The organism is Gluconobacter sp. Dm-74 (genome assembly GCF_018256135.1).
GTDB lineage: Bacteria > Pseudomonadota > Alphaproteobacteria > Acetobacterales > Acetobacteraceae > Gluconobacter > Gluconobacter cadivus.
In genome coordinates this window covers 47,511-70,650 of the sequence record NZ_JAERLX010000009.1, presented here as the reverse complement: position 1 = coordinate 70,650, position 23,140 = coordinate 47,511, and the positions used below count along the sequence as shown (strand labels likewise).

Annotated in this window: 25 protein-coding genes; 3 read left to right on the top strand and 22 right to left on the bottom strand. The window is 61.4% G+C overall.

Features of this window, described 5'->3' with window-relative positions; all coding sequences use genetic code 11:
* Window positions 1–555: 555 nt before the first annotated feature.
* Window positions 556–1,896 carry a hypothetical protein gene (locus JK208_RS12305; RefSeq protein WP_202258756.1) on the top strand — a complete coding sequence of 447 codons (1,341 nt, stop codon included), beginning with the start codon at window positions 556–558 and terminating at the stop codon, window positions 1,894–1,896.
* 68 nt (window positions 1,897–1,964) lie between these two features.
* Here JK208_RS12305 and JK208_RS12300 read toward each other — a convergent pair whose 3' ends face one another.
* From JK208_RS12300 to JK208_RS12270, 7 genes are all read right to left on the bottom strand, one after another.
* The gene (locus JK208_RS12300; protein ID WP_349291993.1) at window positions 1,965–3,986 is read right to left on the bottom strand and encodes a UvrD-helicase domain-containing protein; all 2,022 of its coding nucleotides are present in this window, start codon (window positions 3,984–3,986) and stop codon (window positions 1,965–1,967) included.
* Window positions 3,979–4,662: a hypothetical protein gene (locus tag JK208_RS12295; RefSeq protein ID WP_211570510.1), complete on the bottom strand. Its 684-nt coding sequence runs from the start codon at window positions 4,660–4,662 to the stop codon at window positions 3,979–3,981. The genes JK208_RS12300 and JK208_RS12295 overlap by 8 nt, the downstream gene beginning before the upstream one ends.
* Window positions 4,663–4,672: 10 nt before the next feature.
* Window positions 4,673–5,644 (bottom strand): DUF3991 and toprim domain-containing protein, encoded by a 972-nt coding sequence (locus JK208_RS12290; protein WP_211576400.1) that lies wholly within the window; start codon window positions 5,642–5,644, stop codon window positions 4,673–4,675.
* Window positions 5,645–6,078: 434 nt separating this feature from the next.
* Window positions 6,079–6,345 carry a hypothetical protein gene (locus tag JK208_RS12285; RefSeq protein WP_202258750.1) on the bottom strand — a complete coding sequence of 89 codons (267 nt, stop codon included), beginning with the start codon at window positions 6,343–6,345 and terminating at the stop codon, window positions 6,079–6,081.
* Entirely contained in the window at window positions 6,342–7,169 is an 828-nt protein-coding gene (locus JK208_RS12280; RefSeq protein ID WP_194258314.1) for a DNA/RNA non-specific endonuclease, read from the bottom strand. The genes JK208_RS12285 and JK208_RS12280 overlap by 4 nt, the downstream gene beginning before the upstream one ends.
* A gap of 80 nt (window positions 7,170–7,249) precedes the next feature.
* Window positions 7,250–7,495 carry a hypothetical protein gene (locus JK208_RS12275; protein ID WP_086649742.1) on the bottom strand — a complete coding sequence of 82 codons (246 nt, stop codon included), beginning with the start codon at window positions 7,493–7,495 and terminating at the stop codon, window positions 7,250–7,252.
* A 90-nt stretch (window positions 7,496–7,585) separates the two neighbouring features.
* Window positions 7,586–7,825, bottom strand: a complete 240-nt coding sequence (locus tag JK208_RS12270) for a hypothetical protein (protein ID WP_086649743.1) — start codon at window positions 7,823–7,825, stop codon at window positions 7,586–7,588.
* Window positions 7,826–8,107: 282 nt separating this feature from the next.
* On the opposite strand from JK208_RS12270, the gene JK208_RS12265 reads away from it, so the two are divergent.
* Window positions 8,108–8,626, top strand: a complete 519-nt coding sequence (locus JK208_RS12265) for a hypothetical protein (RefSeq protein ID WP_086649744.1) — start codon at window positions 8,108–8,110, stop codon at window positions 8,624–8,626.
* Here JK208_RS12265 and JK208_RS12260 read toward each other — a convergent pair.
* The 15 genes from JK208_RS12260 to JK208_RS12190 form a co-directional block, all read right to left on the bottom strand.
* Window positions 8,608–9,141: a hypothetical protein gene (locus JK208_RS12260; protein WP_211576399.1), complete on the bottom strand. Its 534-nt coding sequence runs from the start codon at window positions 9,139–9,141 to the stop codon at window positions 8,608–8,610. The two genes, JK208_RS12265 and JK208_RS12260, sit on opposite strands and share 19 nt — an antisense overlap.
* Window positions 9,138–9,386 (bottom strand): hypothetical protein, encoded by a 249-nt coding sequence (locus JK208_RS12255; protein ID WP_086649746.1) that lies wholly within the window; start codon window positions 9,384–9,386, stop codon window positions 9,138–9,140. The genes JK208_RS12260 and JK208_RS12255 overlap by 4 nt, the downstream gene beginning before the upstream one ends.
* Before the next feature lie 34 nt (window positions 9,387–9,420).
* The gene (locus JK208_RS12250) at window positions 9,421–9,876 is read right to left on the bottom strand and encodes a DUF3085 domain-containing protein (protein WP_086649747.1); all 456 of its coding nucleotides are present in this window, start codon (window positions 9,874–9,876) and stop codon (window positions 9,421–9,423) included.
* Window positions 9,877–9,953: 77 nt separating this feature from the next.
* Window positions 9,954–10,130: a hypothetical protein gene (locus tag JK208_RS12245; RefSeq protein ID WP_158093570.1), complete on the bottom strand. Its 177-nt coding sequence runs from the start codon at window positions 10,128–10,130 to the stop codon at window positions 9,954–9,956.
* A 246-nt stretch (window positions 10,131–10,376) separates the two neighbouring features.
* Window positions 10,377–10,751: a hypothetical protein gene (locus tag JK208_RS12240; RefSeq protein ID WP_143412435.1), complete on the bottom strand. Its 375-nt coding sequence runs from the start codon at window positions 10,749–10,751 to the stop codon at window positions 10,377–10,379.
* Window positions 10,752–10,821: 70 nt separating this feature from the next.
* Window positions 10,822–11,436: a hypothetical protein gene (locus JK208_RS12235; protein ID WP_211576398.1), complete on the bottom strand. Its 615-nt coding sequence runs from the start codon at window positions 11,434–11,436 to the stop codon at window positions 10,822–10,824.
* Between the two features lie 68 nt (window positions 11,437–11,504).
* Window positions 11,505–12,173: an LPD29 domain-containing protein gene (locus tag JK208_RS12230; RefSeq protein WP_158093571.1), complete on the bottom strand. Its 669-nt coding sequence runs from the start codon at window positions 12,171–12,173 to the stop codon at window positions 11,505–11,507.
* A gap of 360 nt (window positions 12,174–12,533) precedes the next feature.
* Window positions 12,534–12,674: a hypothetical protein gene (locus JK208_RS12225; RefSeq protein ID WP_158093572.1), complete on the bottom strand. Its 141-nt coding sequence runs from the start codon at window positions 12,672–12,674 to the stop codon at window positions 12,534–12,536.
* Window positions 12,675–12,844: 170 nt separating this feature from the next.
* Window positions 12,845–14,704: a ParB N-terminal domain-containing protein gene (locus JK208_RS12220; RefSeq protein ID WP_211576397.1), complete on the bottom strand. Its 1,860-nt coding sequence runs from the start codon at window positions 14,702–14,704 to the stop codon at window positions 12,845–12,847.
* A gap of 41 nt (window positions 14,705–14,745) precedes the next feature.
* Complete coding sequence (locus tag JK208_RS12215; protein ID WP_086649752.1) at window positions 14,746–15,171, bottom strand: hypothetical protein; 426 nt, start codon at window positions 15,169–15,171, stop codon at window positions 14,746–14,748.
* 190 nt (window positions 15,172–15,361) lie between these two features.
* On the bottom strand, window positions 15,362–15,670 hold the full coding sequence (locus JK208_RS12210; protein WP_211576396.1) for a hypothetical protein: 309 nt from the start codon (window positions 15,668–15,670) through the stop codon (window positions 15,362–15,364).
* Window positions 15,667–16,008: a hypothetical protein gene (locus JK208_RS12205; RefSeq protein ID WP_211576395.1), complete on the bottom strand. Its 342-nt coding sequence runs from the start codon at window positions 16,006–16,008 to the stop codon at window positions 15,667–15,669. Before JK208_RS12205 ends, JK208_RS12210 begins: the two co-directional genes overlap by 4 nt.
* Window positions 16,005–16,640 (bottom strand): hypothetical protein, encoded by a 636-nt coding sequence (locus JK208_RS12200; RefSeq protein ID WP_099287143.1) that lies wholly within the window; start codon window positions 16,638–16,640, stop codon window positions 16,005–16,007. The genes JK208_RS12205 and JK208_RS12200 overlap by 4 nt, the downstream gene beginning before the upstream one ends.
* A gap of 135 nt (window positions 16,641–16,775) precedes the next feature.
* Entirely contained in the window at window positions 16,776–21,917 is a 5,142-nt protein-coding gene (locus JK208_RS12195) for an Eco57I restriction-modification methylase domain-containing protein (RefSeq protein WP_211576394.1), read from the bottom strand.
* Between the two features lie 122 nt (window positions 21,918–22,039).
* Entirely contained in the window at window positions 22,040–22,309 is a 270-nt protein-coding gene (locus JK208_RS12190) for a hypothetical protein (protein WP_228120869.1), read from the bottom strand.
* 333 nt (window positions 22,310–22,642) lie between these two features.
* Between JK208_RS12190 and JK208_RS12185 the strand changes: the two genes are divergently transcribed.
* Window positions 22,643–23,140, top strand: coding sequence for a MucR family transcriptional regulator (locus JK208_RS12185; RefSeq protein ID WP_194263244.1), 498 nt, complete (start codon window positions 22,643–22,645; stop codon window positions 23,138–23,140).

The window sequence follows — 23,140 nt, the reverse complement described above, 5'->3', positions numbered from 1 at the left end:
CTTATTCCCGCACGCGACTCACTCAGTCTTCGCCGTGGCTGATCAAATCCTCCCGGATGTGACTCTAACCCACTCCCGTCCGCCAGAATAAAGGTTATGCGCCGCAGAAGGACTTGCGTGCGTGTTTGCCCGTTTTTAGTGTCCTATAATGTGCCATTCTCTTCCCCTAATCCGACACTTTTCTGACCGTAGAGGTCACAAGAAAGCTCAGGTAGCTACGCCCCGCTTACTAGCTAACCTTGGGCATCATCCCTTCAAGGTAGACACCAGCCGCGATCCGCAGGAAGAGAAGGCCTACCACCGCTTGCGGCGCATGGTCCGTTTTGGCCGATCCTTCGACAGTGTCCCTCCCCATCGTGCCTGCAACAAGCTGCTCACAGCGCCTTTTCATAAGAAGGGCCCCTATCACGCGAAAATCGACACCCCGTCCGTCACAGCCATCAAGGCGTGGTGCGGTAAGCCTGTTTCCAACCTTGATAGTATCCCCGAAACCATGCGTTTGAGAGGTCACTACCGTTTTTGGCGCAGTTCCGGGCGCCAAGTAAAGGAAGTTCGATGAGACAGACACCACACCAAAAAGAGGTTGCGCTTCTTCGCGAGGTTATCCTTGGTATAAGAATATTGCCGCCAATACAGCCTGATCATCTTACACAAGAATTTCTTCAGGTTGAGGAGATCGGCATAGCTCAGCCTGAGATAGATCGGCTAATAGTTGTCCTAAAGCAGTCGTCGAGCGCTTTTTTTGATTTTCTAGAAAACGTAGCCAGCCGTTTTCCTGCGATGGCGCGCGGCACGATTGTGTATGATATTCGCACAGCACTGCTAAAGGCTTTAGCGGACTATGTTAACAGAGATGCGGCGTCGATTGGGCCACGCGACGTAGAGGCCATAGAGGCTCAACTTGTGACTTGGTTTGACCGGTTATCGACGCCACGGCGTGTATTTGTCCCTTGCATAATTTCACCTTGGCGTGCGCCACGGTTTTCAATCGGGCCAGCCGACTTCGTCTTTATCGATGACATTCAGCGCAGTGATTTCTATCCGAGAGAAGATGACTGGTTGGGACGTTCACATTTCGATAAGATGATTGGAGTGATGAAGAAGGGCCGCGCCAACTGGCTTGCTCGCATTTCTGTCGAGGGATGTGAGCGTTCCAAGGCAGAAGAGATCGGCAATGTGTCAGCGGCGTTGGCCGTTGTTGCCATTCAACTCACTGTTTCCCCGTCTTTTGGAACGAGGAACATGGGTACGCTGGACACACACAGAGGTTTAACAGTCCGCACGACTATTTCGGAAGCGGACGGGTATTATTTCGCAAAACGTTCCAACGTAGAACCTGGCATGCCGATTGGAGATGGGACACTGGCCGTCTTTCTACGAAATGCGAAACCCGCGATTAAGGCTGTCGGCCGTCTCGTGAATTCATTCGCAACTGGCAATTATCAGCTCCCAAAGCTCGAACGAGCATGGTGTGATGCGGCTTACTGGCTGCACGAGGCGCTCGCCGAGAACACTGATACTGTTGCTATTGTAAAACTTGAGACGGCGCTAGAGGTATTAACGAAAGCAGAAAGTACCAGCGGGAGCCAAGCTCGTGTTGAGGCAATTCTTTTGACTTTTTACAGCCTGAAACCAAACGATCCCGTCACAAGCGATTCAGTAGTAACGGCCAGGCAGTTCGCAAAGCAGATCGTCCGTGATCGTTCTCAAATTCTCCATGGTACATATTCAACGCTCCATTCAAATATGGAGATGAGCCGAAGCGGCGCTGAGACGTTCGTTATAGGGGTAATTCGCCGCGCTGCCGAGGAGCTGGAGCTTTACGCGAACTCGCTGTCACCAAGTGATGATATATCCGGGTTTCTTGCATGGGTAAGAGCGAAACAGGAGTCTTGATTGAGCCAAGGCTGACCTTCCTGTTGTCAGCCTTGGCAGTCGGCATTACCGGTACGATCTGCTCTCAGTCAAAACCCCATCGCCTCTCTCTGAGCCTGCCGATTGAAAACCGTTCCCCGTTGGAACGCGGGACGGCGCTTGAGATCCCGTCCCCAGCCATCCCGCCGCGCCTGAAGCGGGATCTCGTCAATAAAACAGCTCGGATTGGCCTGCTCTCCTCGACGAAACTCGCACCAGGACACACTGACGCGCTGGCGGCCGCGGGTCAGTGCGACATAGGCCAGTCGGCGTTCTTCAGCCGGGTCAATGTTCGTGCGTGACGGAAATAGCGTGTCTTCCCATCCGATCAGAAAGACATGCCCGAACTCAAGGCCCTTTGAGCCATGAATCGTCATCAGCTTCACCCGACCGACACTGTCATCATCCCGGCTTTCCGACCCGAGGGCCGCATGATCGAACAGCTCTTCCACCGAGGTGAACTCGTTGGCGAGCGACAGAAGCTCGTGCAGATTTTCCAGCGCCGTGCGTCCATCCTCCCCGGCCGCCTGATGCATCGCGAGATATCCACTTTCTTCAACCAGAACCCTCAGACGTTCACCCAGACTTGGTTCGTCGCTACGTGCCCCTTTCAGAATGACGTCCAGGAAGCCGCGCAGCTTGTCAGCAGCCTTGCCCGTGCGTCCCTGCACCGTGCGCTCCGCTGCATCATAAAGCGAGATTGCCTCATCGTCCGCGACCTGCTCGAATTTTGCCATGGCTTTGGCCCCGATCCCCCGGGCGGGCTGATTGACAATCCGTCGGAAGGCCTCGTCTGACTGCCGCTCATACGGAAAACACGTCAGACGCAGGAAGGCCAGCGCGTCTTTCACCACCGCGCGCTGCCAGAAAGCGGTGTCATTGACCAGCTCATACGGGATCTTCGCACGTAGCAGAGACTCTTCCAGCAACCGGGAGAGATGGTTGAACCGATACAGCACCGCCATGTCCTCATAAGGCACGCCTTCCAGGGCACGACGTCCGATCTCGGCCGCAATCCCGGAGGCCTCATCCTGACTGCCGGTATGCCGCAGAATATCCACTGGCGCGCCATCTCCAGACGCGGTATAAAGCGTCTTCTCCAGACGGCTCGTGTCATGAGAGATGACCGCATTGGCTGCGGACAGGATATGACCGGTCGAGCGGAAGTTCTGCTCTAGGGCAATCAGACGTCCGGTCGGAAATTCCTTGAGAAAGCTTCGGATAATCCGGACATTGGCCCCACGCCAGCCGTAAATTGACTGCGCATCGTCACCCACAACGAAGAGCTCGTTGTGGTCTTTGGACAGGCATTTCAGCCAGAGAAACTGGAGCCGGTTCACGTCCTGGAACTCATCGGCCAGCACGCAGTCAAACCGGCCCGCCCAGTCGCGCCTGTAGCGTTCATCGCGCAGCATGGTCACGGTAGGCCATAGCAGCAGGTCTGCAAAATCCGCGCGATTGCTTTCGCGCAGCATCGCCTGATACGCAGGATAGAGCACGGCCGCATCCCGCCAGACCATGATGTCATCACCCTCAGTAATGGCATCCGTCGCAATCCGTCCCTCGACCCAGGTGACGGCGTCCGGGGGAAGCACCATGTTTTCCTTGAGCATGGCAATGCGCGAGCTGACGGACTTCACACGCTTGCGGAATGTCTCTCCATCGTCAGCATTCATGACGCCAGCTTCAATCGCCTTTTCCAGAAGGCGGCGCACGATCTTGGTACTGTCTTCGCTGTCACAGACGTCGAAGCCCGGACGCAGCCCGGCAATATCCGGATCGGTGCGCAGCTGGCGGCGCCCGTGCGCATGGAAGGTCCCCACCCAGTACGGCGCCTGCGCGATGTTCAGCGCCGCCGCGATCCGCGTCTTCATCTCCCCGGCCGCCTTGTTGGTGAACGTCACGGCCAGAATGCGATCCGGGGCCATGCGACGCTTGACGACACGATCGACGATCCCAGCCACCAGCGTCTTGGTCTTGCCAGTCCCGGCACCTGCAAGAACAACAACAGGCCCCGTCTGACGTGCGGCCTCTGCCTGGGAGAAAGTCAGTCCGGAGAGATGCTTATCCACGACCACGTCCCTGCTCCCGGGTGCCATGAAGAACTTCGCACCGGCTCGCACGGCGGCCATCGAGGCTCAGGACCATGTCCGGCTCCACCATCAGATCAAACTCACGCCCGAAGTCCCACGTTCCGTCTGCCAGAACCGTTCCCCCGACGATGAGGCCGCGCAACACGTCGCCGCCGAATGCGACCTCGGCGTAGGTCTGCGGAAAGGGCGGCTGATTGTGCAGCAGGGCCCAGGTATGCCAGACGCGGGTCGTCTCGGCGTCGGCATGCCAGGCGGCGGTCAGTTCTGCGACATGTCCCAAGAGTGTTACGGCATCCGGACGGTCAGGATGACGCGTGCTTCCGGGAACGGTGCCGATCAGAACAAGCTGCTGCTCTCCCGCCTGACAGGTCAGGAACCTGCTGCTTCCGGTCGGAGACTGAACGAACAGGACGATGCGTCCGGAGAGATCCCAGCCTGCGGCACTCCAGCGTCCGCCAACAACGAGACCCTGGCTCCGTTCCCCCTCAGGACCGTATTCCACCAGAGCCCAGGGGATGCGACATCCCAGGTCTGGCATCAGGCGCAGATAATGGTCCGCATCCGGGTGCGCCAGAAAAGCCGCTCTCAGGGCGTCATTTTTTTCGTGGCCGGGAAACAGAGCCTCCATTTCCCGTCGTGCCTTGTCATTCGTCATCAGTCTCTCCTCAGGCAGCGCGGGCGGCGGCCACAACAGTCTTAAGGGCGTCGTTGAAATCTTTGCAGCCCCCGTGGGGAATACGGCGGATCACACGGACACCGGCTTCACGGCCCAGCTCTGCAAGGCGCGCGGCGTAGCGGTTGCCGGCCTCATCATTATCGGTTGCGGCCACCAGAACGGCTGCCGGATCTTTTGCCATCTCAGTCAGTTCGGCCGTGAGGGCTTCGACCGTCTCCGGTCCCATGCCGCCTGCGGTCGAGCAATAAAGAGTTTCGCGCGTGCGCTCACTGTCGAGGGCGGCATAGGACAGGGCATCAATGGCGGATTCACTCACCACCAGACGGCGGACCGTGCGCGCGAGGCCGGGCTGAAACCGGAACAGCGTTTTGACCGTACCCGACAGACACATGCCCTTGGTGTCCGGACCACGTAGTTCCGCACCACAGATGGTCCCCCTGGCATCGCGGTGGCAGAACCAGGCGGCGTGGTAACCATCCCGAACGCATCCGGTCATGATGGCACGACGCAACACCCATTCCGGGAGGCAGCGCTCCTCTGTGAGATATGCCCACACCTTCGTGCCGGACGTCAGTTCCTTCTTGCCATGCCAGCGCTCAGCCGGGGCAGCATCTGGCGTTTTGGCCTGGCGTTCACGGACATATTCTGCCCCCTTCGGCGCAATACCCACCAGCTGACCCAGCTCACGGCAGGCCTCATGAAACTTCAGACCGGGTGTCAGGCGCTGGATCAGGGCGAATACATCCCCTTTTTCGTCCGATCCCGTATCCCACCAGCCGCGGCCTTCATGGTTGACAATGATGGTCTCACCCTTGCCCGCCCGGTACTTCAGAGCGTTGCGCGTGCTTTCGGGCTTGTCGAGAAGATAGCCATGGCGCTCAAGCAGCAGAGCACAGGAGACACCTTTGACGATGTCGGTCCGGTCACTATCAGACAGTCTGAACGGCTCAAAGCGTGCCATGATCGTCATCCTTTTCGTTTCGGGACGGCGCAACGGTCAGAACCGGCCTCAACGCCCCTGTCATCTGGGTTTAATTTAGGAAAAATCCGCAAATATTGCAAGTAAAAACGGCTGTTTTCTGCGGGTTTATAGGGTTTTATTTGCCGTGACCTTGCGCCACACAAACATCATCTCCACAAACTTAACGAATACTTAAACAAGCCTTTCGTTCGACCCGTGCCGGAGGCAAAAGGGGCGAAAGCAAGCGCAGCGACGCCTTTCGTCCCGACACTTTCAGGTCCGTCACAAACGCAGCGCAGGACAGGATGCCTTCTCAGGGGACCCGGCTGCACGGAGCAACCGAAGGGCGCGGAGGAAGCTGGGGTGGAAGGTCGTCTTGTCCGGAGTGAGGCTTGTGGCACTCCAGACCTTTCCCGTAAGGAGCCCCCAAGCCGTCAGGCACAGTTCCGATCCGTGAAGGGACTGGGCATCACGCTCATCTGCTGTGCGCTCCGCACCCGCTCGGGGAGATGCGCCGATCCCTCTAGCTCGTGCGCAATGGCGTCGATCTGAGCCTTCAGCGCCTGAATATCCTGCAGGCCAATCCGGTCCCTGCGAATTTCAAGGCGCCCGTACACGGCAATGCGTTCCGCCCCGTTCTCGATCGTCAGATCATCGATCTGAACGCTTTCGCCTGCATCCAGGAAAGGAATAAAGCTCATGGTGTGGTCTCCAGCAAAGGACCGCCAGAGGCGGGCCGGATACGGACAGCGTAGGGACTTTTCAGAGGGCGGGGCAGCGACATGGCCGTCTGGCGGATCTCATCTGGGAGCGACGGGAATGGATCCACACCGGTCGCTTTGGCCAACGCGCCAATGCTGATGATCGTACAGGTGGGCTGGCTGGTGTTTTGACAGAAATACGCGCCCGCTCCGTCTTCGGCGGGGTCGTAAACAGCCTTCCACGTCGCCACCGGCACAAAGACCTGATGTGCACCAATGGTATTTACCGAAGCTCCGAAAGCCGGTCCCGTGACGACATAAAGTTCTCCATCTCGTCGTGCGAGACGACGCACAGCCATTTCCACGCCTGTCCAGATGCCTTCGTTCAACTCAGGCGTCTGGGGGACAACATTGGCGAGCGAAAAACTCTGCTCCTGCGCCTGCAGAGTGGGCTCGTCAGCAGAGCACACCATATGGCCCCGGTCGTAGTCCGATCTACGGTAATCACTCAGCTCGGCCCGGTCTTCAAAAGACAGACGCGGATCGGCATGAAAAAACCGGACGACCCGCCCAATCTGCATGCTGCGCTCCAGATCTTCCTCGGTCAGGTGTTCGGCCGTCCATAACGGGCCATGACTGATGCCCGAATGCAGCACAGCAAAAGCGTCATTGCACAACAGCACGGTCTTCTGCCCAAGCGCCGCGTTAGTCAGAACCGGGAGCTGATTATCTCCTCCAAAAGCGGAGCACTCTGCAGCCGCTGCGTGGGTTATGCCTGCCCATAGCAGGCTCGCCAGGGTCAGCCCTGTCATCGGCAGTCGCATGGCCCATCCTTTTCTTCCCGAAGGCTTCTGTCTCACGGCGCAGGATGGCACGGCCTGTTGTGAGTGCAGGATCGCGCCCGTCAATGGGAGACACTCATAAGTGTGCGCTGCGCTGAACGATGGGCAGCGCTGGCATCACGGCGCAGTGCGGCGCGTAACGCCGCTCCAAGACGATCATCATTCGCGTCGTCAGCGAGATGATCTGCTTCCGCGTAAAAGCGCCGTGCGCGGCCAATGGTCTGGCCTGTTGAAACCGCCCTGTGAAAGACAGGCGCTTCAAGTACGGGAAGAAAACTGGACGCGGGCGTATCGCTCTGGACCTGCATGGTGCGGTTCCTTTCTATTTGTTTGCCGGATGCGGGCCGCACTGCGGCCCAGATATTCGTGGAGGAAGGAGGAGATCGGGAGGCCTGGTCTCAGTCCCCGGTCCGAGGCAGGGGAGCGCGCTTCACGGCCATCCCATCACTTGCAAAACAGAGCATTCCGTTGTGCCGGTAATGATTGCGTCGCACCTTGCGGTACACGCCTGACAACTCCGCACCGCCTATGCAAAACGTCTCGTCAATCTGGAGGTCTGCGAACAGAACCGTGTCCGGTCCGAAGACTTCTGCCTTTTTTCGGGCTGCTGTCAGATCCGTTTTCCTGCGCTTGGACATACTCTGCCTCTCTCGGATTATTTCGTTCCCGATCGGCAGCCTCGTGGGGCGGACGGCGTGGCAAGGGCGGCGCTATGCGCCGGGAGCGGAGCGACGCACCCTTGCTGCGACGCCTGCCCCATGAGAGCCCCTTCCCTCCCTCCTCTTTCTCCTTCCCGCGCGTCTCCTTTCAGCCCCCAAGAGGTTTTCGCGAGGGCCTAATAAGGCCAGTATCTCATTGTTTTTGTTGACTTTTATTTATGGTGCGCTTTACGCTTGCACCACAACAAAAGGAGGACGCCGATGAGTGCACAGACAGATCAGACCGCCACGGTGATCCGCTTTCCACAGGAGCGGCGTCGCGCGCCAACCCTGGACGCGCTGACCGACGCAATCCTGCCCGAGACGCAGTTGCGGTCGCTTGCAGAAATCCGCGGCGTGACACCGCCCCGACAGGTTGAGCGCCTCCACGCGTTCGGACGTGAGAGAGCGCGACAGATTTTTGGAGCCACGGCGTTGCCCGAAACCCGCGAGGCCCGTCAGCACATGGCGTCTGACTGGCTGACCCTTCTGGTCAGTCGGGCCCTGGCCCGGGTTGCCGACGCACGATCTCTCACGGAACAGGCGGAGCGCCGCGAGATCGAAGATCCGCAACGCGACGGCATCTATGACGATCTTGCGCAGTCACTGCGCGCCGAGATCGTCGCCTGGGAGACGGCCCAGAATATTCTCGGCGGATGGGAGGTCGTCCAGGCACTGATTGACGATCCGGACTCCTGCGCCGTCACAGACAGCGCAGCGTGTCAGAGCAGACCCATCTGAACAGGCTGCTGCCGGGACAGAGGTGCAGATAGCGCCGGAGCCAGTGAAATGCGGCCTGCATGATCGGCCGGCACGCCGTGACGGTCGAGCAATCTGCGCAACAGCGCCTGTTCGCCCCGGAGCGTTTCCTGCCGCAGTTCAGCGCGATACAGGTCAAGCACCTGATGCTCGACCAGAAGTGCCGCGATCCGGCTTTCCACGTCTGACCAGGTCCAGGCGGGAAAGCCGATCCCGCCGCGCGCGACGATCTGATCGAGGAAGGCGAGACGCCCCTGCGTCGAGCAGAAATACCGTCCCGCAAAGCCGTCCCGGTTAAAGCAGGCGATAAACCCCCACATCTGGCTGACGCGCTGGTACAGCGCCTTGCTGAACCCCTCCTCCGGCAATCCTTTCGCAACAAAGGCGAGGATTGCATTGGCCAGTTTGGCTTTCTCCTGCGGTGAACTCCACTGAGTGGCCGTCAGGCCCTCGGCCTCAATGCGGACGCGCCGCAGGTGTGGCAACAGCAGGCTCATACGTGAGCCTCCTGTGCGAGCGCGGAGAGCGCCTCCGCGACCGCGCCTGCCAGTTCGGGTCGGCGCGCGATCAGCCAGCCCGTCAGGGCGGTACGATCCGCCGCGTCGACAAGGGAGACGACGCGATCGACATCGCAGCGCCGCAGCTGCTCCACGCTGTCAGCAGCCACGGCAACGGCCGAGGCCCAGATCTGATCGCGGGACCACGGACCCGCAGACACCGTTTCAGGCGTAGCATCGGACATTCTTCTTCTCCTGAAAGATTTCGAGGACCCTTGGTCAGGCCAGGAATTCGAGTGTTTCCGGAGTGATGTTCATGCGCAGTGTGTCGCCTGACGCCTGCTTGAGAGCCTGCCGCACAAGCGCTGCGTCCAGGAACTCGCATCCGTCATCCCCGCCAAAAGCCTGGCGTTTCACGTCATGAGCCCTGCCCGCGTTCTGTTCCGGGTCCGCTTCGCGCGCATACGCGCACAGATTGGGCTTCTGACCGTCATCGGACGGCAGAAGGGGAAGCCCGTTCGACATCATGTAGATCCCGTGATCGCCAACCAGCCACAGACCCGCAGAGATCTTTGTGGGATCGACGTCTTCCTGAAGGCCCCATTCACGCGCGCCATGCCCGGGCTTGCGCAGGCTTTTGTCAAAGAGCTGGGTCAGCGTGGCGCGGCGCTCGGACGCGGTCTCGGCATGGGCAAGAAGGCGCTCGATCAGCGCGCGGTCGAAAGTCACGATCATGGGTCATTTTCCTTTGATCAGAAATGAAAAAACCCCGCTCGATGGCGGGGCGCTGGGACGTTCGGAGGTGAAAAAGCTCAGCCCTGACTGTGGCTGCGATGGGCGGCGGAGGCGAGGTAATGATGGGGCACCGGGCCAGCCAGAAAGCTCGGCAGGCACGTAAAGGCGAAGACCAGGGCGAGAAAACCGAAGAACCCACCGGCCAGTCCGGCAACGTCCTTGATGTCCTGAAGGGTCTGTTGGGAAATCTGCATGAAAGGTCACTCCTGTTGCCGTCATCTCTTTTCTCTGATGACCTCTCCGGCACAGGCACAGGATGGCTGTGATGGCACAGGCGCCGCGCAGCGGCGGGATCTCCACGACCCGGAGCCCGTCAGGGCGAGGACGCGTGGAGACCCACCCTTTGCCAGCGCAGACAGCCTGTGCTGCCCCTCTCTCCTTCTGCTTCTTTTCCTCTTTCTTCTTCCTGCTCTCCCTCCACGCGGGTGACGATACGCGGTTCAGATGTGTCCATTTTGGCGCGCGGATTTCTCCTGCCCGGCCTCATCCACCAGCTGATAGGCCGTCAGGGTCATGTGGCCTGTCCAGCGATGCCTCAGGACGATCATGGGAACACCCTCGACCGTGCCATGCTCCCCGCGGCGACTGGCCTCGACGATCTGGGCGCGCGTGACGCGCGGCGGCTGCGTCCGGGTTCGGAAATCCGTCTCGGCCGCCTGTCGATCCGAATAGGGGCCGTGCCAGAGCTGGGCGGCTTCTTTCGGCCAGAACGACGTCACGCGCAGATAGACGCGCCCATCCGGTGCCACGCCAAGATGGACCCTGCGACGATCCAGAAGACAGGTCTCGATCTGGAGAAGGTTTTCATCGACCATGGAAAACTCGCTCGTCTTTTGAACTGTTGGATCTGGCAGGGGAGACATCATTCGCTCCCCTGCATTGGCCTCAGGCGGCCAGCTGATCCGCGAGCGAAGCTGCGATCAGGACGGCGGCGGCCAGGGCAGGATGCTGGTGGGCGCGATAGCGCGACACCAGAGTGTCCCGGGTCTCGTTGCCCAAAGCAGCCGCAGGCGCGCCAATGGTCTCGAGACTGGCGGCGACTTCCGCGGCCCACCCCTTGAAGCCGAGATGGCCGTCCTCAGACAGGCGTTCGGCCTCGGTGAGCGAGACCTCGCGCGGCTCTGCAGCGTCCATGAGGAATGGCGTGTAGCGTGCTCCCCATGAGGCCACACCTGGCGTGCCCTCGTGAGGTACCGGATCTGCAATCGTGGTCTCGAGCCATTCGGAGGTGCCAAGCTCCTCTGAATCATAAGCCGCGTCGAAGCCGCGCGGCTTGCGGCTGCCACGATTGACCGTGATCATGATCTTGAAGGACTTGCCGGGATGCTGAAGCGCTGTGTCGCGGCCGAAGCTCAGAATGAGTGGCTTGAGGCCATCCACCGACTTCGCCTCGACGGTGCGGCGTTCACCCAGATGGGACATGAGCGCCATCGTGGTGCTGGTGAAATAGCCCTCACGCTTTGCGGTGGCGGGCGTAGCACTGAGCGTAAAGAAAGCCATGTCGATCTCCTGATATGACAAAGGCCGCCTCGCGGCGGCCTGAAGAACTGTGAAGGGGTGAGGTAGGGTCAGAAGACGTATTCGGCGCTGCCAAAGACGTCCTGCCAGGGGCTCCGGCTTTTCGAGTGGCAATCCGACGCCGCATCATAGAACCCCGATCTGAACCGCTTTCTGATGTCGTCAACAGTCTTCTGCGCCGCATCGTCCAGCGGGGCATCGCAGCCGATCAAGACGGACCCGTAGGAGGATTTGCGCACCCGGAATTTGTGTTTTGGCAGGGCGGCTTTCAGCAGACGGCGGATGTTCTTTCCTGCCAGCACGCCGCTCTGGTCCGATCCCTGCTCCAGATGGGCGTATTCAGGAGCGGTGCGCAGACGCTCGATTTCGGCCGCATGCGCCGCCTCAGCCTGATCTTTCTGTGCCTGCTTTTCAGCGCGGCACGCTTCGGCATGAGCGTGCAGCTGCGCAATTTCCTCAGGGCTGGCCTTGGGCTCGTCGTGGAAGATCGTCCACTGCACACCGTGCAGAATGCTCTCGGGCAGCTTCTTGCTGATACTCCCGCAGGCAAAGACGATATCAAAGCTGGCATTGCCTCCCGCGGCGATGAAGCCGCCAGCAAGGCGTCTGATTGTCTCGGGACGAGGCGTGCCATGGACCGCAGACACGACGCCCCGGCCTCTGTTGTACAGGATGGTGCTGACGCGGGTGCCTACGGTGACAGTCGGGTGTTCGGACATGCTGATCTCCTTCTCTTCATGTCTCTTCAACTGTCCTCTCCGGGGTCAGGGCCTGACTGGCGGGGCAAGGGCGACGCGTCAGCGGCGGTCCCGCAGGCGTTAGCCGAGGACACCACCCCTTGCGGCGACAGACAGGCTCTGGCACCCCGCCCTTCTCTCCTCTTTCTGTCTCTTTTCTCGTCTTGTTTCCTTGCGCGGGCTGTCCTGCCCTGTGGAACAAGGCTGCGTCTCACCGCATGAAAAAGGGCGGAGCCATGCTGACTCCGCCCTTGAAAATCGCAACCGGTTCGTCCAAGTTCAGAGGTGAGCCGTGAGGGGCTTCGCAAAAAACACCTCACGGCCCGGTTTACCTTAAGTGATTTACTCGGAGAGGCTCTTCAGTGCGGTGGCAACCGCCTGAAGGGTCTTCTTCGTTTTACGAAGGATCTTCGTAAACCACTTACGGTCCACCACGATCACGAAGATCATGGCTTCCCCTTTCACTCTGACGACTGTGGGCAAGCGACCCCCGACCCACATCCGGTTACGATTTTCGGGGGCCGCGACGTCTGAACCGTAACCTGAACAGACGTTTCGTCGCGCGGACTCATCAGGCGACCCCAATCTCCTGTTGTGCCAGATCAGGCGTTACGCGCAAGTCTGGCCCGGAACGTGGCCGCAATCGCGTTGCCTCAGACCCGAAGGATCTCCAGCCGCCCTCCCATGGCAGCCTGCATGGCCACCAGTTCCTGCGGCACCACGAGGTCCGGGGCTTCTGTCGGCTCATCCTCCGTGACGTGCGGATCGCCAGCGTCTTCTCCGCCCTCGTCCATCACGTTTTCCAGATCCTCCGGATCAGCGCACTCCAGACCGTCTTCATCCTCGTCTTCCAGATCGTCTTTCAGGGCGGCCCATTTCGCGCGGCGGGCCTGCCTGTTTCGAACCTCCTCGGTCCAGACGCCAGTCGCCTGCGCAAAACCTGCGGCCTCCGGGACCCAGTGTCCGTCTCCCACGGCATTCAGTAGGGCAGCGCGCATCTCCTTGCCCGTGTTGAGTGGCGCGAGCCCATGCGCCTGAACCGCCTTGGTGATGCCGGGCTTGCTGTAGGTCTTCAAGAACGCCTCATCAGCCATGGTCGGCATGTGGGCGTCCGCGTTGAACAGACAGCCCAGCAGTTCGGCTGCCATGCCGGAGCCGGAGTGCATACTGACCTCGCAGTTCATGAAGCCCGCGAGGCTATCCAGCGCGTGCCGACGGATCAGCGCTTCATCACGCACCAGCTCGCCCTCCGGAAACAGCGCTTCCATGGCGGTCTTCACCGCGTTCTCCTGAGGCGAGCTGCTCTCGCAGCCGTAAAGATGGACGTTGTTCGCATTCAGCGCGAGCAACAGCCCGGCCACCAGATCCCACGGATCCGCGTCTTCGTTCTTCGCCTGCAGGGCCTTCTTCAGTGCGAGGGTCCGTACAGAGCCGATCATCTTCAGACCCGTGCCGGAGATGTCCGCGCGCTCTTTCTTTGGGGGTGGCGTCTGCTCCACCACGCGCGGTTCGGAGCGGACGGTTTCTTCACCCGTGTAGCGGAACGTCCGCTCTGCGATCTTCAGGGTACTCCGATTGAGCCAGTAGCCAACAACATCGGTCTCCTGCTCGCCCATCCAGTTCGTGACGAAGTTATAGCCCTGAGGGCGGAGGGGAGACCCATACTCGTCCGTCTCGATCGCGAGCGTTCCTTCGGGGCGATGCTCGGCAATCCAGTCTTCCTGCGCCGCCCGAAACGCCGAGGCATCCGTGACGTAGCGATTGTCCTCATCGCCCTGCCCGAACAGATCTTCGATCCAGATGATGCCATGTTTTTGCGCCAGCGCATCGTCAAACCGGGCATCCCGCGCGTACCACTCGTCCTGCTGCAGGTGCCAGGTAAAGTCGCGCCAGTTCACGATGTCTTCTGGATCGTCGGCATTGAGACGATATCCGGCCGGGTCCTCTTCCTCCTCGACGCTCTCGGCGAACATTTCAGCCCAGGCGGCGGCCTGATCCTCCAGCGACGACAGGGCCAGAGTCCGACGCTCTTTCAGGTCCGGGCCACGGCCAATCTCGATGGCGTGCAGGATCGGCGGATGCAGTCTGGCCAGAAGAGAGAGGCCCTTGAGATAGGCAGGCGTGATCATCAGCGCCATGCACAGCTGCTGATCCGTATAGCCAAGCTCTTCGCGCATCCGGGTCACGGCACGCCACTGGTCCGGCTCGGTCATGCCCTCGCGGATCATGTTCTCACTGGCCGCCGCCAGATCCTCCAGACCATTGTCGATCTTTGTGACATGGACCTGAATTTCTGTCAGACCGGCATAGATCGCCGCTTCCGTCCTTCGGTGGCCCGCGATGATCATCAGGCTGCCGTCCCCCAGCTCACGCACGCGCGGCGGATGGACAAGCCCGACTGCGCGGATATTCAGCGCCAGCTGACGAATGCTCGCCTGACCGGGCTTCGTCTGACGGGGATTGTTCGGGTTCGCGATCAGGGTGTTGGGATCGACAAGGCGCAGTTCGTCCATGATGGGCTCCAGTGATGTCGTAAGGGTGTCGTGGTGGGAAATCAGGCGATCAGGCTGTGCGCGAGGTGGGAGACCACACGCTCGATGTGCTCGACCTCCAGCTGTCGCGTTGCCAGCGTCAGCGTGGCCGTGCCGTAAGACCCGTCTTCGTCGGTGTCGTAATCGGCCTGCACGCGCCGGATAACAGTTTCGACGCAGTGCCAGACCACAAGGTCAAAGCTGTTCGGAAACAGAGGGGCAATCGTCTGGTCAGGTCCAAGCGCTGCAACGGCCTTCTCCAGGGACAGGTCTTCGAACAGATCCGGGCTGTCGTCCGCCGTCACATGAAGTGTTGTCCACCAGCCTTCTTTGGCTTCGTACTCAACTTTGACCGTCTTCACGCCATGCGTCCGCATCGCCTCAAAGATCAGCGCCAGATTTGCTCTTAGAGCCACTTCGGCCGCGGGTTGTCCTGCCGGGTCTGACACGCCGCTCTCCTTTTTTCTGTTGTGATGTTCTCGGCGCGGGCACAGGGCGTGGCTTCGCGCAAGGCCGCGCGTCAGCGCGCCCGGCCTGAGCCTTGCGCGGAGCCGCGACCTGTGGCGGCTCCCTCTCTCATTTTTCGTTTCTTTTCCCGTCGCCTTCTCTCTGTCCTGAGACAGGCACGGCGGTGGCGGTTCAGTCGTAAAAAGGCAGCGTCTCGTCGATCGGGCCGTCTCGATCGAAGTGGATGTAGTAGCAGTCCTGCTCCCGGGCCTGAGCCATCAGGGCGGCCAGTTCCGGAGACACGTCATGAGGGACGTCCTCCGCCTCGGTGGGAACATGAATCATCCAGCCATACGGCCCGCCAAGACAGCTTCGCCCTGCGGTGCCTCCGCTTCTGAGATAAAGCTCGCACGCGTCGCGCTCTGCAACCGGAAGATGCCCGGTACTGAGATCCAGGTGCCGGCAGACGGGGCCTGCGGACGTCAGAAGGACTTCGCTCATGCCCCGCTCTCCTGCCGGACAATGAACGGTGTCAGACAGGACGCCCCTGTCCAACGATGAAAGGCCAGAATCATCTCGCCATGCTCACGCGTCTTCGAAAGTGTCCCATTCTGACGCTTGCGTCTGACATCCTCGGGCGTCAGTACCGGCAGCGCATGGCGGTCCACGAAATCGGCTTCGGCCTGAGCGGCATCGCGATACGGGCCGTGCCAGTCATTCCGGTTGACGGGATAAGCGTCCACGGTGCGCAGAAGCACCTCACCGCTCGGATACGTGAAAATTTCCACGCGCAGGCCACACAGGACTTTGGAGACGGTGGTCTGGTCCATCTGGCTCATGCCGCGCACTCCACGAATGGGGTCAGACCTTTCATGATGGAGTGGCGCTCGTGACACGGTCCATGAACTGTCGCCCGATTATAGACAGGCGCATCGTCCAGATTGGAATATGCCAGAAAAATGGCCGCATCCCTCGGGTCACGCAGCAGGTTCAGCCAGGACCACACCGGAGTTTCGCCTGTCCTCTCCGGAGCCTTGATCGTCGAGAGCTCGTCCACACGCTTCTGGAGCCACGCGGAGACCGGCCCCTTGCGAAGCGCGAAATGTCCCGTGCAGGTCATGCCCCGATCCAGAAGCGCCTGCGCGCCCACAGCGTCCCGCAACACAGTCCGGCACTTGCGGATATAGGTTTCTGCCTGCGTCTCGCTGGCACCGGAGAAGCGCATCCCGCCCCCTTCACAGGAGGCGGCATATTGCACGACTTCGCGCATGATCTCCCAGCTCTGTCCCGCGCCAATCAGGGACCAGCTTCTCGCGCGGAGCGACCCCCGCCCCTCATAGACATTGTTATCGCCACCCAACTCCATCAGCAGATACTGATCGGCATAAAAGCTGCTATCCGCGACATGAGGGCGCAGGGTTTCTGCTGGAAGTCGCACGGCGGCGAGGTCATAGACGATACGATAGGACATGCTCTCTTCCTCTGATGTCTCTTTCAACCTCTTCGCGGATGCAGGGGCTGCCCGGTGCGGCAAGGCCGCGCGTCAGCGCGCCCGGCCTGAGCCTTGCCGCACCGGGCGGGCCATGCCCGCCCCTTCCCCCTCTCCTTATGCTGCCGCTTCTTCTTCCTCTCCTCCTCCCCCATTGTCGTTGATGCTCAGGCTTTCCATCGCGGCCAGCGCTTCGGCGGCCTCCGCCTCCCGACGCGCTGTATCCTCGGCCAGATCCGCCTCCAGAGACGCCATCTCTTCTTCCTTCTCCTCCAGAAGTGCGGCCTCGCGGAACGGCATCCCGTCGCGGGCACGGTAGCCGGGCAGCTTGCGCTCCGTCTCGGCAAGCAGCCGCTGCGCATCCGCAAGCTCGCTGTCGAAGCGCAGCAGGGTGTTCTCGATGCGGGCGATAAAGCCAAGCGGGGCGGTGTCGTGATCAAAATCGATCCCGATCATCCGGTCCTCGGCCACGATTGCGATGGTCGCCTCCCATTCGGTCTGGTCCATGAAGGTCGAACTCCAGGTCTCGCACACCAGCTCGAAGCCGCCGATCTCGCCGAGTGTCCACCGGCCCTTCGTTTCTGCGCGTTTGGCCGTGCGCGCCTGACCCATCAGCCACTTGCCGGCATCCTGACGTTCGGTCATCACATCCGACTTGCGCACAAGCTGGAACGCTTCGCCCCGTGTCGACTGGCGTTTCGCGATATCTGCCCGGATCTTCGGGATAAACGTCTCCGCAGTCCTCTGATCGCGCTCGGCCCGCTCGATCGCACGACGCACGTTGAACTGGTCGTCGTAATGGGCGGCCTTGAGACGACGCAGTCGGGCCAGTTCTGCTTCCAGTCCTGCCTTCTTCATCAGGCGCTCGTCGCCCGAAGCGAGTGCCTTCGCCATGGCAAACTGGTTCGCACTCTCGCCGATATCCTCCAGACGGCGGATTGACCGGTCTCCGGACATGGCCAGACACAGGAAACGCTGCTTGCGCTCCAGAAGCTGCCAGTTTGTGGCATCCACCGAACCCTTCAGGGCATAGGCGTAAATCTGGATCACAGGGTTCTGGTTGCCCTGGCGTTCGATCCGTCCCTCACGCTGGATGATGTCGGCCACCAGCCAGGGCACATCGAGATGGTGCAGGGCAATCAGACGCTGCTGTGCATTCACGCCCGTGCCCATTGTCGCACTTGAGCCGATCAGGATGCGTTTGCGCCCGGAATTGAGATCCCGGAACAGCCCCTGCTTGGCCGCACTCTTTTTGTAGTGCTGCATGAACGCGATCTCGTCGCGCGGCACGCCCATCCGCATCAGCTCGTCGCGGATCCACAGATAGGCCGAGAAGCCCCGTTTCTCCAGCGCCGCTTCCGTGCCCAGATCCGAGAAGATCATCTGCACGGCCCCGGGCAGGTCATACGGCTTGCCGGTATCGGGATCGGTGTAGCGGTTTTCGCGCGTCGCCTTCCAGATGTCGAAGACCTTCGCGATCATGACGTTCAGCTTGTTGCTGGCGTCGTTGTCTTCCGAAGGTCGGACAAAGCGCAGATCAATCGCCGCGTGACGCGCATCGTTGATCACGGACAGGATGATATCCTCACCCTTCTGCGGCTTGCCCTTACGCTCCTCGATCAGCTTGATCCGCGCTTCCAGTTCCTTCTGGTAATCGCGGAAAGCGGGTCCGCTGTCAGCGACGATGATCTGGCGGCTTCCCGTGGCGATTTCAGGCAGCTTTACGTACTGGCGCAGATCGTCCTGCTGCACAACGTCCGCGAAATGCCGGTACATGGCCATCAGATCGGCCACGTTCACGAACTCCGCAAACCGCGTCACAGGCTTGTACAGCCCGCTTGGCTGAAGCTCGAGCTCCGTGCGGGTCTCCCCGAAATTGGCGGCCCAGGCGTCGAACTCGTGCAGGCCGCGCTCGATCAGGGCGTCGATCTGCTGGAAGCGCTGCACATTGTACATCTCGCCCAGAGTGTTCGTAATCGGCGAACCCGAGGCCATGACAAGCTCGCGACCGGGATTGATGCGACTGAGATAGCGGGCCTTGACGTACAGGTCCCAGGCCCGCCCGCTGCCGTTCGGATCGACGCCCTTGAGGCTGGACTGGTTCGTACCGAAGCTCAGTTTCCGGAACTGCTGCGCCTCATCCACGAGGATCTGGTCGATCCCGATCTCGCCAAGATGCACCAGATCGTCCTTGCGGCTGGCCAGCCCGTCCAGCTTGGCTTTCATCCCCTCCTTCATGCGCTCGATGCGCTTGCGGGAGATGCGGTCGTCGGCGTCGATCTCGCACAGCAGGCTCTCGTAAGACGCGATCTGCGCCTCGATCATCGCCTGCTCAAACGCGGTTTCGACCGGAATGAACTTGAAGGCGTCATGCGTGATGATGATCGCATCCCACTGTCCCGTGGCTGCACGGGCGAGGAAGCGCTGACGCTTCGCCTTCACGAAGTTCGTCTCATCCGCGACCAGGATTTTCGCGGTCGGGTAGAGCATCAGGAACTCGCGGGCCATCTGCGCCAGACAGTGTCCCGGCACCACCACCATGGCCTTCGAGATCAGGCCGAGACGTCGCTGCTCCATGATGGCCGCGCACATCGAGAAGGTCTTTCCCGATCCAACCGCGTGGGCCATGTAAGTGTTGCCCGTGGCGATGATGCGCCAGACCACCCGCTTCTGGTGGGCGCGCAGCTGGATCGTGGTGCTGGCCCCCGGCAACTGCAGATGCGCGCCGTCAAAGGCGCGGGGGACGAGGTTGTTGTAGGTGTCGTTATACAGCCGCACCAGACGCTCGGCGCGCTCCGGGTCCTGCCACACCCAGGCCTGGAAGGCCGTCTTGATGGCGGCGAGCTTTTCCTTGGCGGCCTCGGTCTCCTGCGCATTCAGGGTCCGGTGCTCGCCGCTCTCGTCGCGCCAGGTGTCCCAGATCTGCGGGATGGCCTGATTGAGCGCATCCTCGATCAGTTCCCCTGCGGGACGCCGCTCGGTGCCCCAGACGGACGTCGCCTCCGCCTTGCCCCGGAACGGTCCCTTGTCCAGGGTCCAGGACGCCACCTCCTTTGTGTGCCACACCCCGGCATCGACCCCGATGACCTCGGCGATGAAGCCCTCAATGTCGGCGGTCGGGATCCACGGTGCCCCCAGACGGGCCGTGATGTCGCTCGGCCGCAGATCCTCGGGCTGGGCCTCTTCCAGCGCAGCCACGGCCCGGGCAAAGCGGGGGTCAGTCTCGGCCGCCTTGCGGGCCTGCGCCAGTTTCGTGCGCACCGCGCCTGACAGCGCCTCGTCGGCTGGCACCCAGACATCGCGCCCGGGCTGGCTGCGTCCGGCATCGAGATAGATGGCACTGCCCAGCTCGGCGATGACCTCATCTTCGGACCGCCCCAGCAGCTCGGCAATGCGCGGGATCTCCACCACACCCGTCTCATGCAGGCAGACCGCAAGCGCGTCATGGGCGCTGTGGACCTCCGGCTCCAGCGTCGCCTGGATCACACGCTCGGAGAACAGCGGCCCCTGTGTGCCGACCTGCCGGTCCTCGTCGTACTCCTCAATCGAGCTGACCAGCCAGACATCCGGATCGTCATAGAAGGGCTGGAGGTTCGGACGCCGCTGCGTCGTGCTCTCGTCTCCGGTTTTCGGATCAACACGCGTGCTGGTGATTGTCAGGTTGATCGGACCGAACTGTCGCACGAACGTCTGATAGGCGCGCCTGAGGTCCGCCTGGAGCGCACTGTAAGGCAGGTTCTCCACCTGGGCGCGCAGGACCGCACGGGCGGCATCGCGGACGGGAATAAGGCCTTCGATGATACGCGCGTGCTTCTGGAAAATACCGTCCTTCTGCTCGCCTTTCTTGACCTTCACCGGCACCGACTGGCCGTCAATGATCTGGTGCAGCGCGCCCTTTTCGATCAGGTAGCTGCCTTCCTTGAGGCTCGCCCCCTCCCCTGCCGTGCCGACATCCGCACGTCGGCTGTCCCGCAGCGCCTCGACGTCAAGCGTCTGCGGCACCGGGAAGCGTGCCAGTCCGGCCAGACGGGAGAGTGCGCTCGGAAGCGCATCCTCAAGCATCAGCATCGGGTTTGCAGTGCAGGTGTATTCCGGCCCGTACTGCCCGCTTGTCCAGCCGTGGCGACCAAGCACCTGCTGTCCGTTCTCCGCAAAATAGCGGTTGATGCTGAGCGGTCCCTCCCCCTCGTCCGTGTCGGACAGGTCCGTGACCTCCAGCCAGGCGGTCTCGCCCGGGCTGTCCCCGACCTCGCGACGGCGCAGGACCAGCACGTCCACGACCACGTCAGTTCCGGCATCATCCCGCATCGCGCCAGCCGGCAGGCGTACCGCCCCGACCAGATCCGCCGTTTCGAACAGGTGCCGGCGCGCAGTGGCGTCGCGCTTGTCCATCGTCCAGCGTGACGTCACGAACAGACCCATGGCACCGGGACGCAGGCGGGAGACGGACCGTGCGATGAAGTAGTCGTGCAGGGATAGTGCGAGGCGTCCCAGCTCGTCGGTCCCGCGTACCGTACGATTGCTGAACGGCGGATTGCCGATCACCAGATCGAACTGCTCGGCAAGCTTGGCTTTGGTGAAATCCTCGCTGCGCACCCACTGGTTCGGAAACAGCTTGCGGGCGATGCGGGCGGTCAGCGGATCGTTCTCGATCGCCGTCCAGGCCGTCTTCGGGGCCAGTTTCTCAGGGATCGCGCCCATGAACAGACCCGTGCCACAGCCCGGCTCCAGCGCGCGTCCGCCGCGGAACCCCATCTGTGCGACGAGGTCCCACAGCGCATGCACGATCAATTCCGGCGTGTAATGGGCGTACTGCGTGGCCCGCGCCAGTCCGGCCCGCTCCTGCTGGCTCGTCAGCGTCTCAAGCTGCACCCCGATCTCTTCCCAGCCCTGGCGGAACGCTTCGCCCGGACGGGGGAAGAGGCTGTTGGCCAGCTCGCCGGCACCAAATCCCGTGAACTTCGCCAGCACCGCCTGTTCCTGAGGCGTTGCATTGCGACCTTCGGCCTCAAGTTCGGACAGCAGTCGGATCGCCGTCAGGTTGTCCCGCGCCCGTGCCTTCCATCCCTGGGCGAGCCCACGCGTCCCGCGGAGGCAGAAGTCGACCTTCGGTGCGATAACCGGAGTGCTGACAGCCTGCGCAACGACCTTGGCTGCCTCTTCAAGAGCCTTGTCGCCAGGCAGCTCACCCCAGAAAAGATTGGCGTTCGCGCCCCCAAGGGCGGATGTGTCGAAGAAGCTCAGCTGTGCCTTGCTCATGGGAAAACTCCGGACAAGCGGCCGCGCCCGGTGCTGCGCGCGGCAGACCGGGGGGCCAGAAAAACGGGATGATGGAATTGCGGGACGAGCCGCGCCCGGCTCAGGCGCGCGGCATCAGGGGATCAGAGCGGTCCGAACCGAAGGCTGATCTGCTGGCGTTCACTGTCGGAAAGGCGCGCCAGGGCCTCGCGATGGTATTCGGAGCCGCAGCGCGCCTTCTGTGATACCCGCCACCAGGCGTGCTGGTCCGAACAGGTGACGCCTCGGATCTGGGTGTCCATGTTTTCGGGACCGCAGCCTTCGAGGATGGTCCAGCCCTCCTGATGGGCCTGAACCAGACTGAACTGCGATTGTGTGTCCGGGGACGTAAGGGCCAAGCTCGGCATCGTCATCTTTCTCCTTTCCTGACCCTTTCCGGCAACCGCGGCGTCGTGCTGGGGGGCAAGGGCGACGCGTCAGCGTCGGGACCGCCCGGCCCGCAGCGCCAGCGAGGACACGGACGGACCCACCCCTTGCCGCACAGGGCGATCCCGTGGTGCCCCCCCCTTTCTTCCCTTCCCTCTTTTTCTTTTTTCTTTTGCTTTCGGCTCTTCTGCAGGTCTGAAAAAACTGTGCTGCAAGTGTGAAGACGCTGTTAACCGGAGTAATGTATTGTCGTGGCTGACTTGCAGTCACCGTTCACAGAAACGATTTACAGCTCACCATCATTACACTTGAGGGATTTCATGACTGACCTGACACCCGCCACAGAGCCCCCTCACTCTGACCTGCGTTCCCTGACGGCCGAAATCGTGGCCGCCTATCTTTCAAGAAACGATGTCGCACCCGACATGCTCCCGGGCCTGATCCGTTCCGTTCATACGGCCCTGACCGGTCCGGCGGTCTCAGAGGCCGCGGTCGAAGAGGCTCCGGTTCCCGTGGTCAACCCGAAGAAATCGGTTTTCCCGGACTACATCATCTGCCTGGAGGACGGGAAAAAGCTGAAGATGCTGCGCCGTCATCTCAAAACGGCGTACAACATGACGCCTGATGAATACCGGGCCCGCTGGGGCCTGCCCCCCGAGTATCCGATGGTGGCTCCCGGCTATTCCGCGCAGCGCGCGGCTCTTGCCCGGGAAATCGGTCTGGGCTCCAGAACCCGCGCCTCTGCGCCTCAGGAAGAAGACCTCCCTCCGGTAAAGAAGCTCCCCGAAAAACGGCGGGGCCGTCCGGCCCGCGCCTGA

What these genes read in the sequence shown, in the direction of transcription:
- JK208_RS12245 (WP_158093570.1), bottom strand. Translation starts at nt 10,130, where the DNA reads ATGCAGATTTCCCAACAGACCCTTCAGGACATCAAGGACGTTGCCGGA.
- JK208_RS12205 (WP_211576395.1), bottom strand. Translation starts at nt 16,008, where the DNA reads ATGAGCCAGATGGACCAGACCACCGTCTCCAAAGTCCTGTGTGGCCTG.
- JK208_RS12235 (WP_211576398.1), bottom strand. Translation starts at nt 11,436, where the DNA reads ATGGCTTTCTTTACGCTCAGTGCTACGCCCGCCACCGCAAAGCGTGAG.
- JK208_RS12275 (WP_086649742.1), bottom strand. Translation starts at nt 7,495, where the DNA reads ATGCAGGTCCAGAGCGATACGCCCGCGTCCAGTTTTCTTCCCGTACTT.
- JK208_RS12290 (WP_211576400.1), bottom strand. Translation starts at nt 5,644, where the DNA reads ATGGCACGCTTTGAGCCGTTCAGACTGTCTGATAGTGACCGGACCGAC.
- JK208_RS12250 (WP_086649747.1), bottom strand. Translation starts at nt 9,876, where the DNA reads ATGATCGTGACTTTCGACCGCGCGCTGATCGAGCGCCTTCTTGCCCAT.
- JK208_RS12240 (WP_143412435.1), bottom strand. Translation starts at nt 10,751, where the DNA reads ATGGTCGATGAAAACCTTCTCCAGATCGAGACCTGTCTTCTGGATCGT.
- JK208_RS12260 (WP_211576399.1), bottom strand. Translation starts at nt 9,141, where the DNA reads ATGAGCCTGCTGTTGCCACACCTGCGGCGCGTCCGCATTGAGGCCGAG.
- JK208_RS12270 (WP_086649743.1), bottom strand. Translation starts at nt 7,825, where the DNA reads ATGTCCAAGCGCAGGAAAACGGATCTGACAGCAGCCCGAAAAAAGGCA.
- JK208_RS12265 (WP_086649744.1), top strand. Translation starts at nt 8,108, where the DNA reads ATGAGTGCACAGACAGATCAGACCGCCACGGTGATCCGCTTTCCACAG.
- JK208_RS12255 (WP_086649746.1), bottom strand. Translation starts at nt 9,386, where the DNA reads ATGTCCGATGCTACGCCTGAAACGGTGTCTGCGGGTCCGTGGTCCCGC.
- JK208_RS12210 (WP_211576396.1), bottom strand. Translation starts at nt 15,670, where the DNA reads ATGAGCGAAGTCCTTCTGACGTCCGCAGGCCCCGTCTGCCGGCACCTG.
- JK208_RS12285 (WP_202258750.1), bottom strand. Translation starts at nt 6,345, where the DNA reads ATGAGCTTTATTCCTTTCCTGGATGCAGGCGAAAGCGTTCAGATCGAT.
- JK208_RS12280 (WP_194258314.1), bottom strand. Translation starts at nt 7,169, where the DNA reads ATGCGACTGCCGATGACAGGGCTGACCCTGGCGAGCCTGCTATGGGCA.
- JK208_RS12195 (WP_211576394.1), bottom strand. Translation starts at nt 21,917, where the DNA reads ATGAGCAAGGCACAGCTGAGCTTCTTCGACACATCCGCCCTTGGGGGC.
- JK208_RS12230 (WP_158093571.1), bottom strand. Translation starts at nt 12,173, where the DNA reads ATGTCCGAACACCCGACTGTCACCGTAGGCACCCGCGTCAGCACCATC.
- JK208_RS12220 (WP_211576397.1), bottom strand. Translation starts at nt 14,704, where the DNA reads ATGGACGAACTGCGCCTTGTCGATCCCAACACCCTGATCGCGAACCCG.
- JK208_RS12295 (WP_211570510.1), bottom strand. Translation starts at nt 4,662, where the DNA reads ATGACGAATGACAAGGCACGACGGGAAATGGAGGCTCTGTTTCCCGGC.
- JK208_RS12200 (WP_099287143.1), bottom strand. Translation starts at nt 16,640, where the DNA reads ATGTCCTATCGTATCGTCTATGACCTCGCCGCCGTGCGACTTCCAGCA.
- JK208_RS12305 (WP_202258756.1), top strand. Translation starts at nt 556, where the DNA reads ATGAGACAGACACCACACCAAAAAGAGGTTGCGCTTCTTCGCGAGGTT.
- JK208_RS12190 (WP_228120869.1), bottom strand. Translation starts at nt 22,309, where the DNA reads ATGACGATGCCGAGCTTGGCCCTTACGTCCCCGGACACACAATCGCAG.
- JK208_RS12185 (WP_194263244.1), top strand. Translation starts at nt 22,643, where the DNA reads ATGACTGACCTGACACCCGCCACAGAGCCCCCTCACTCTGACCTGCGT.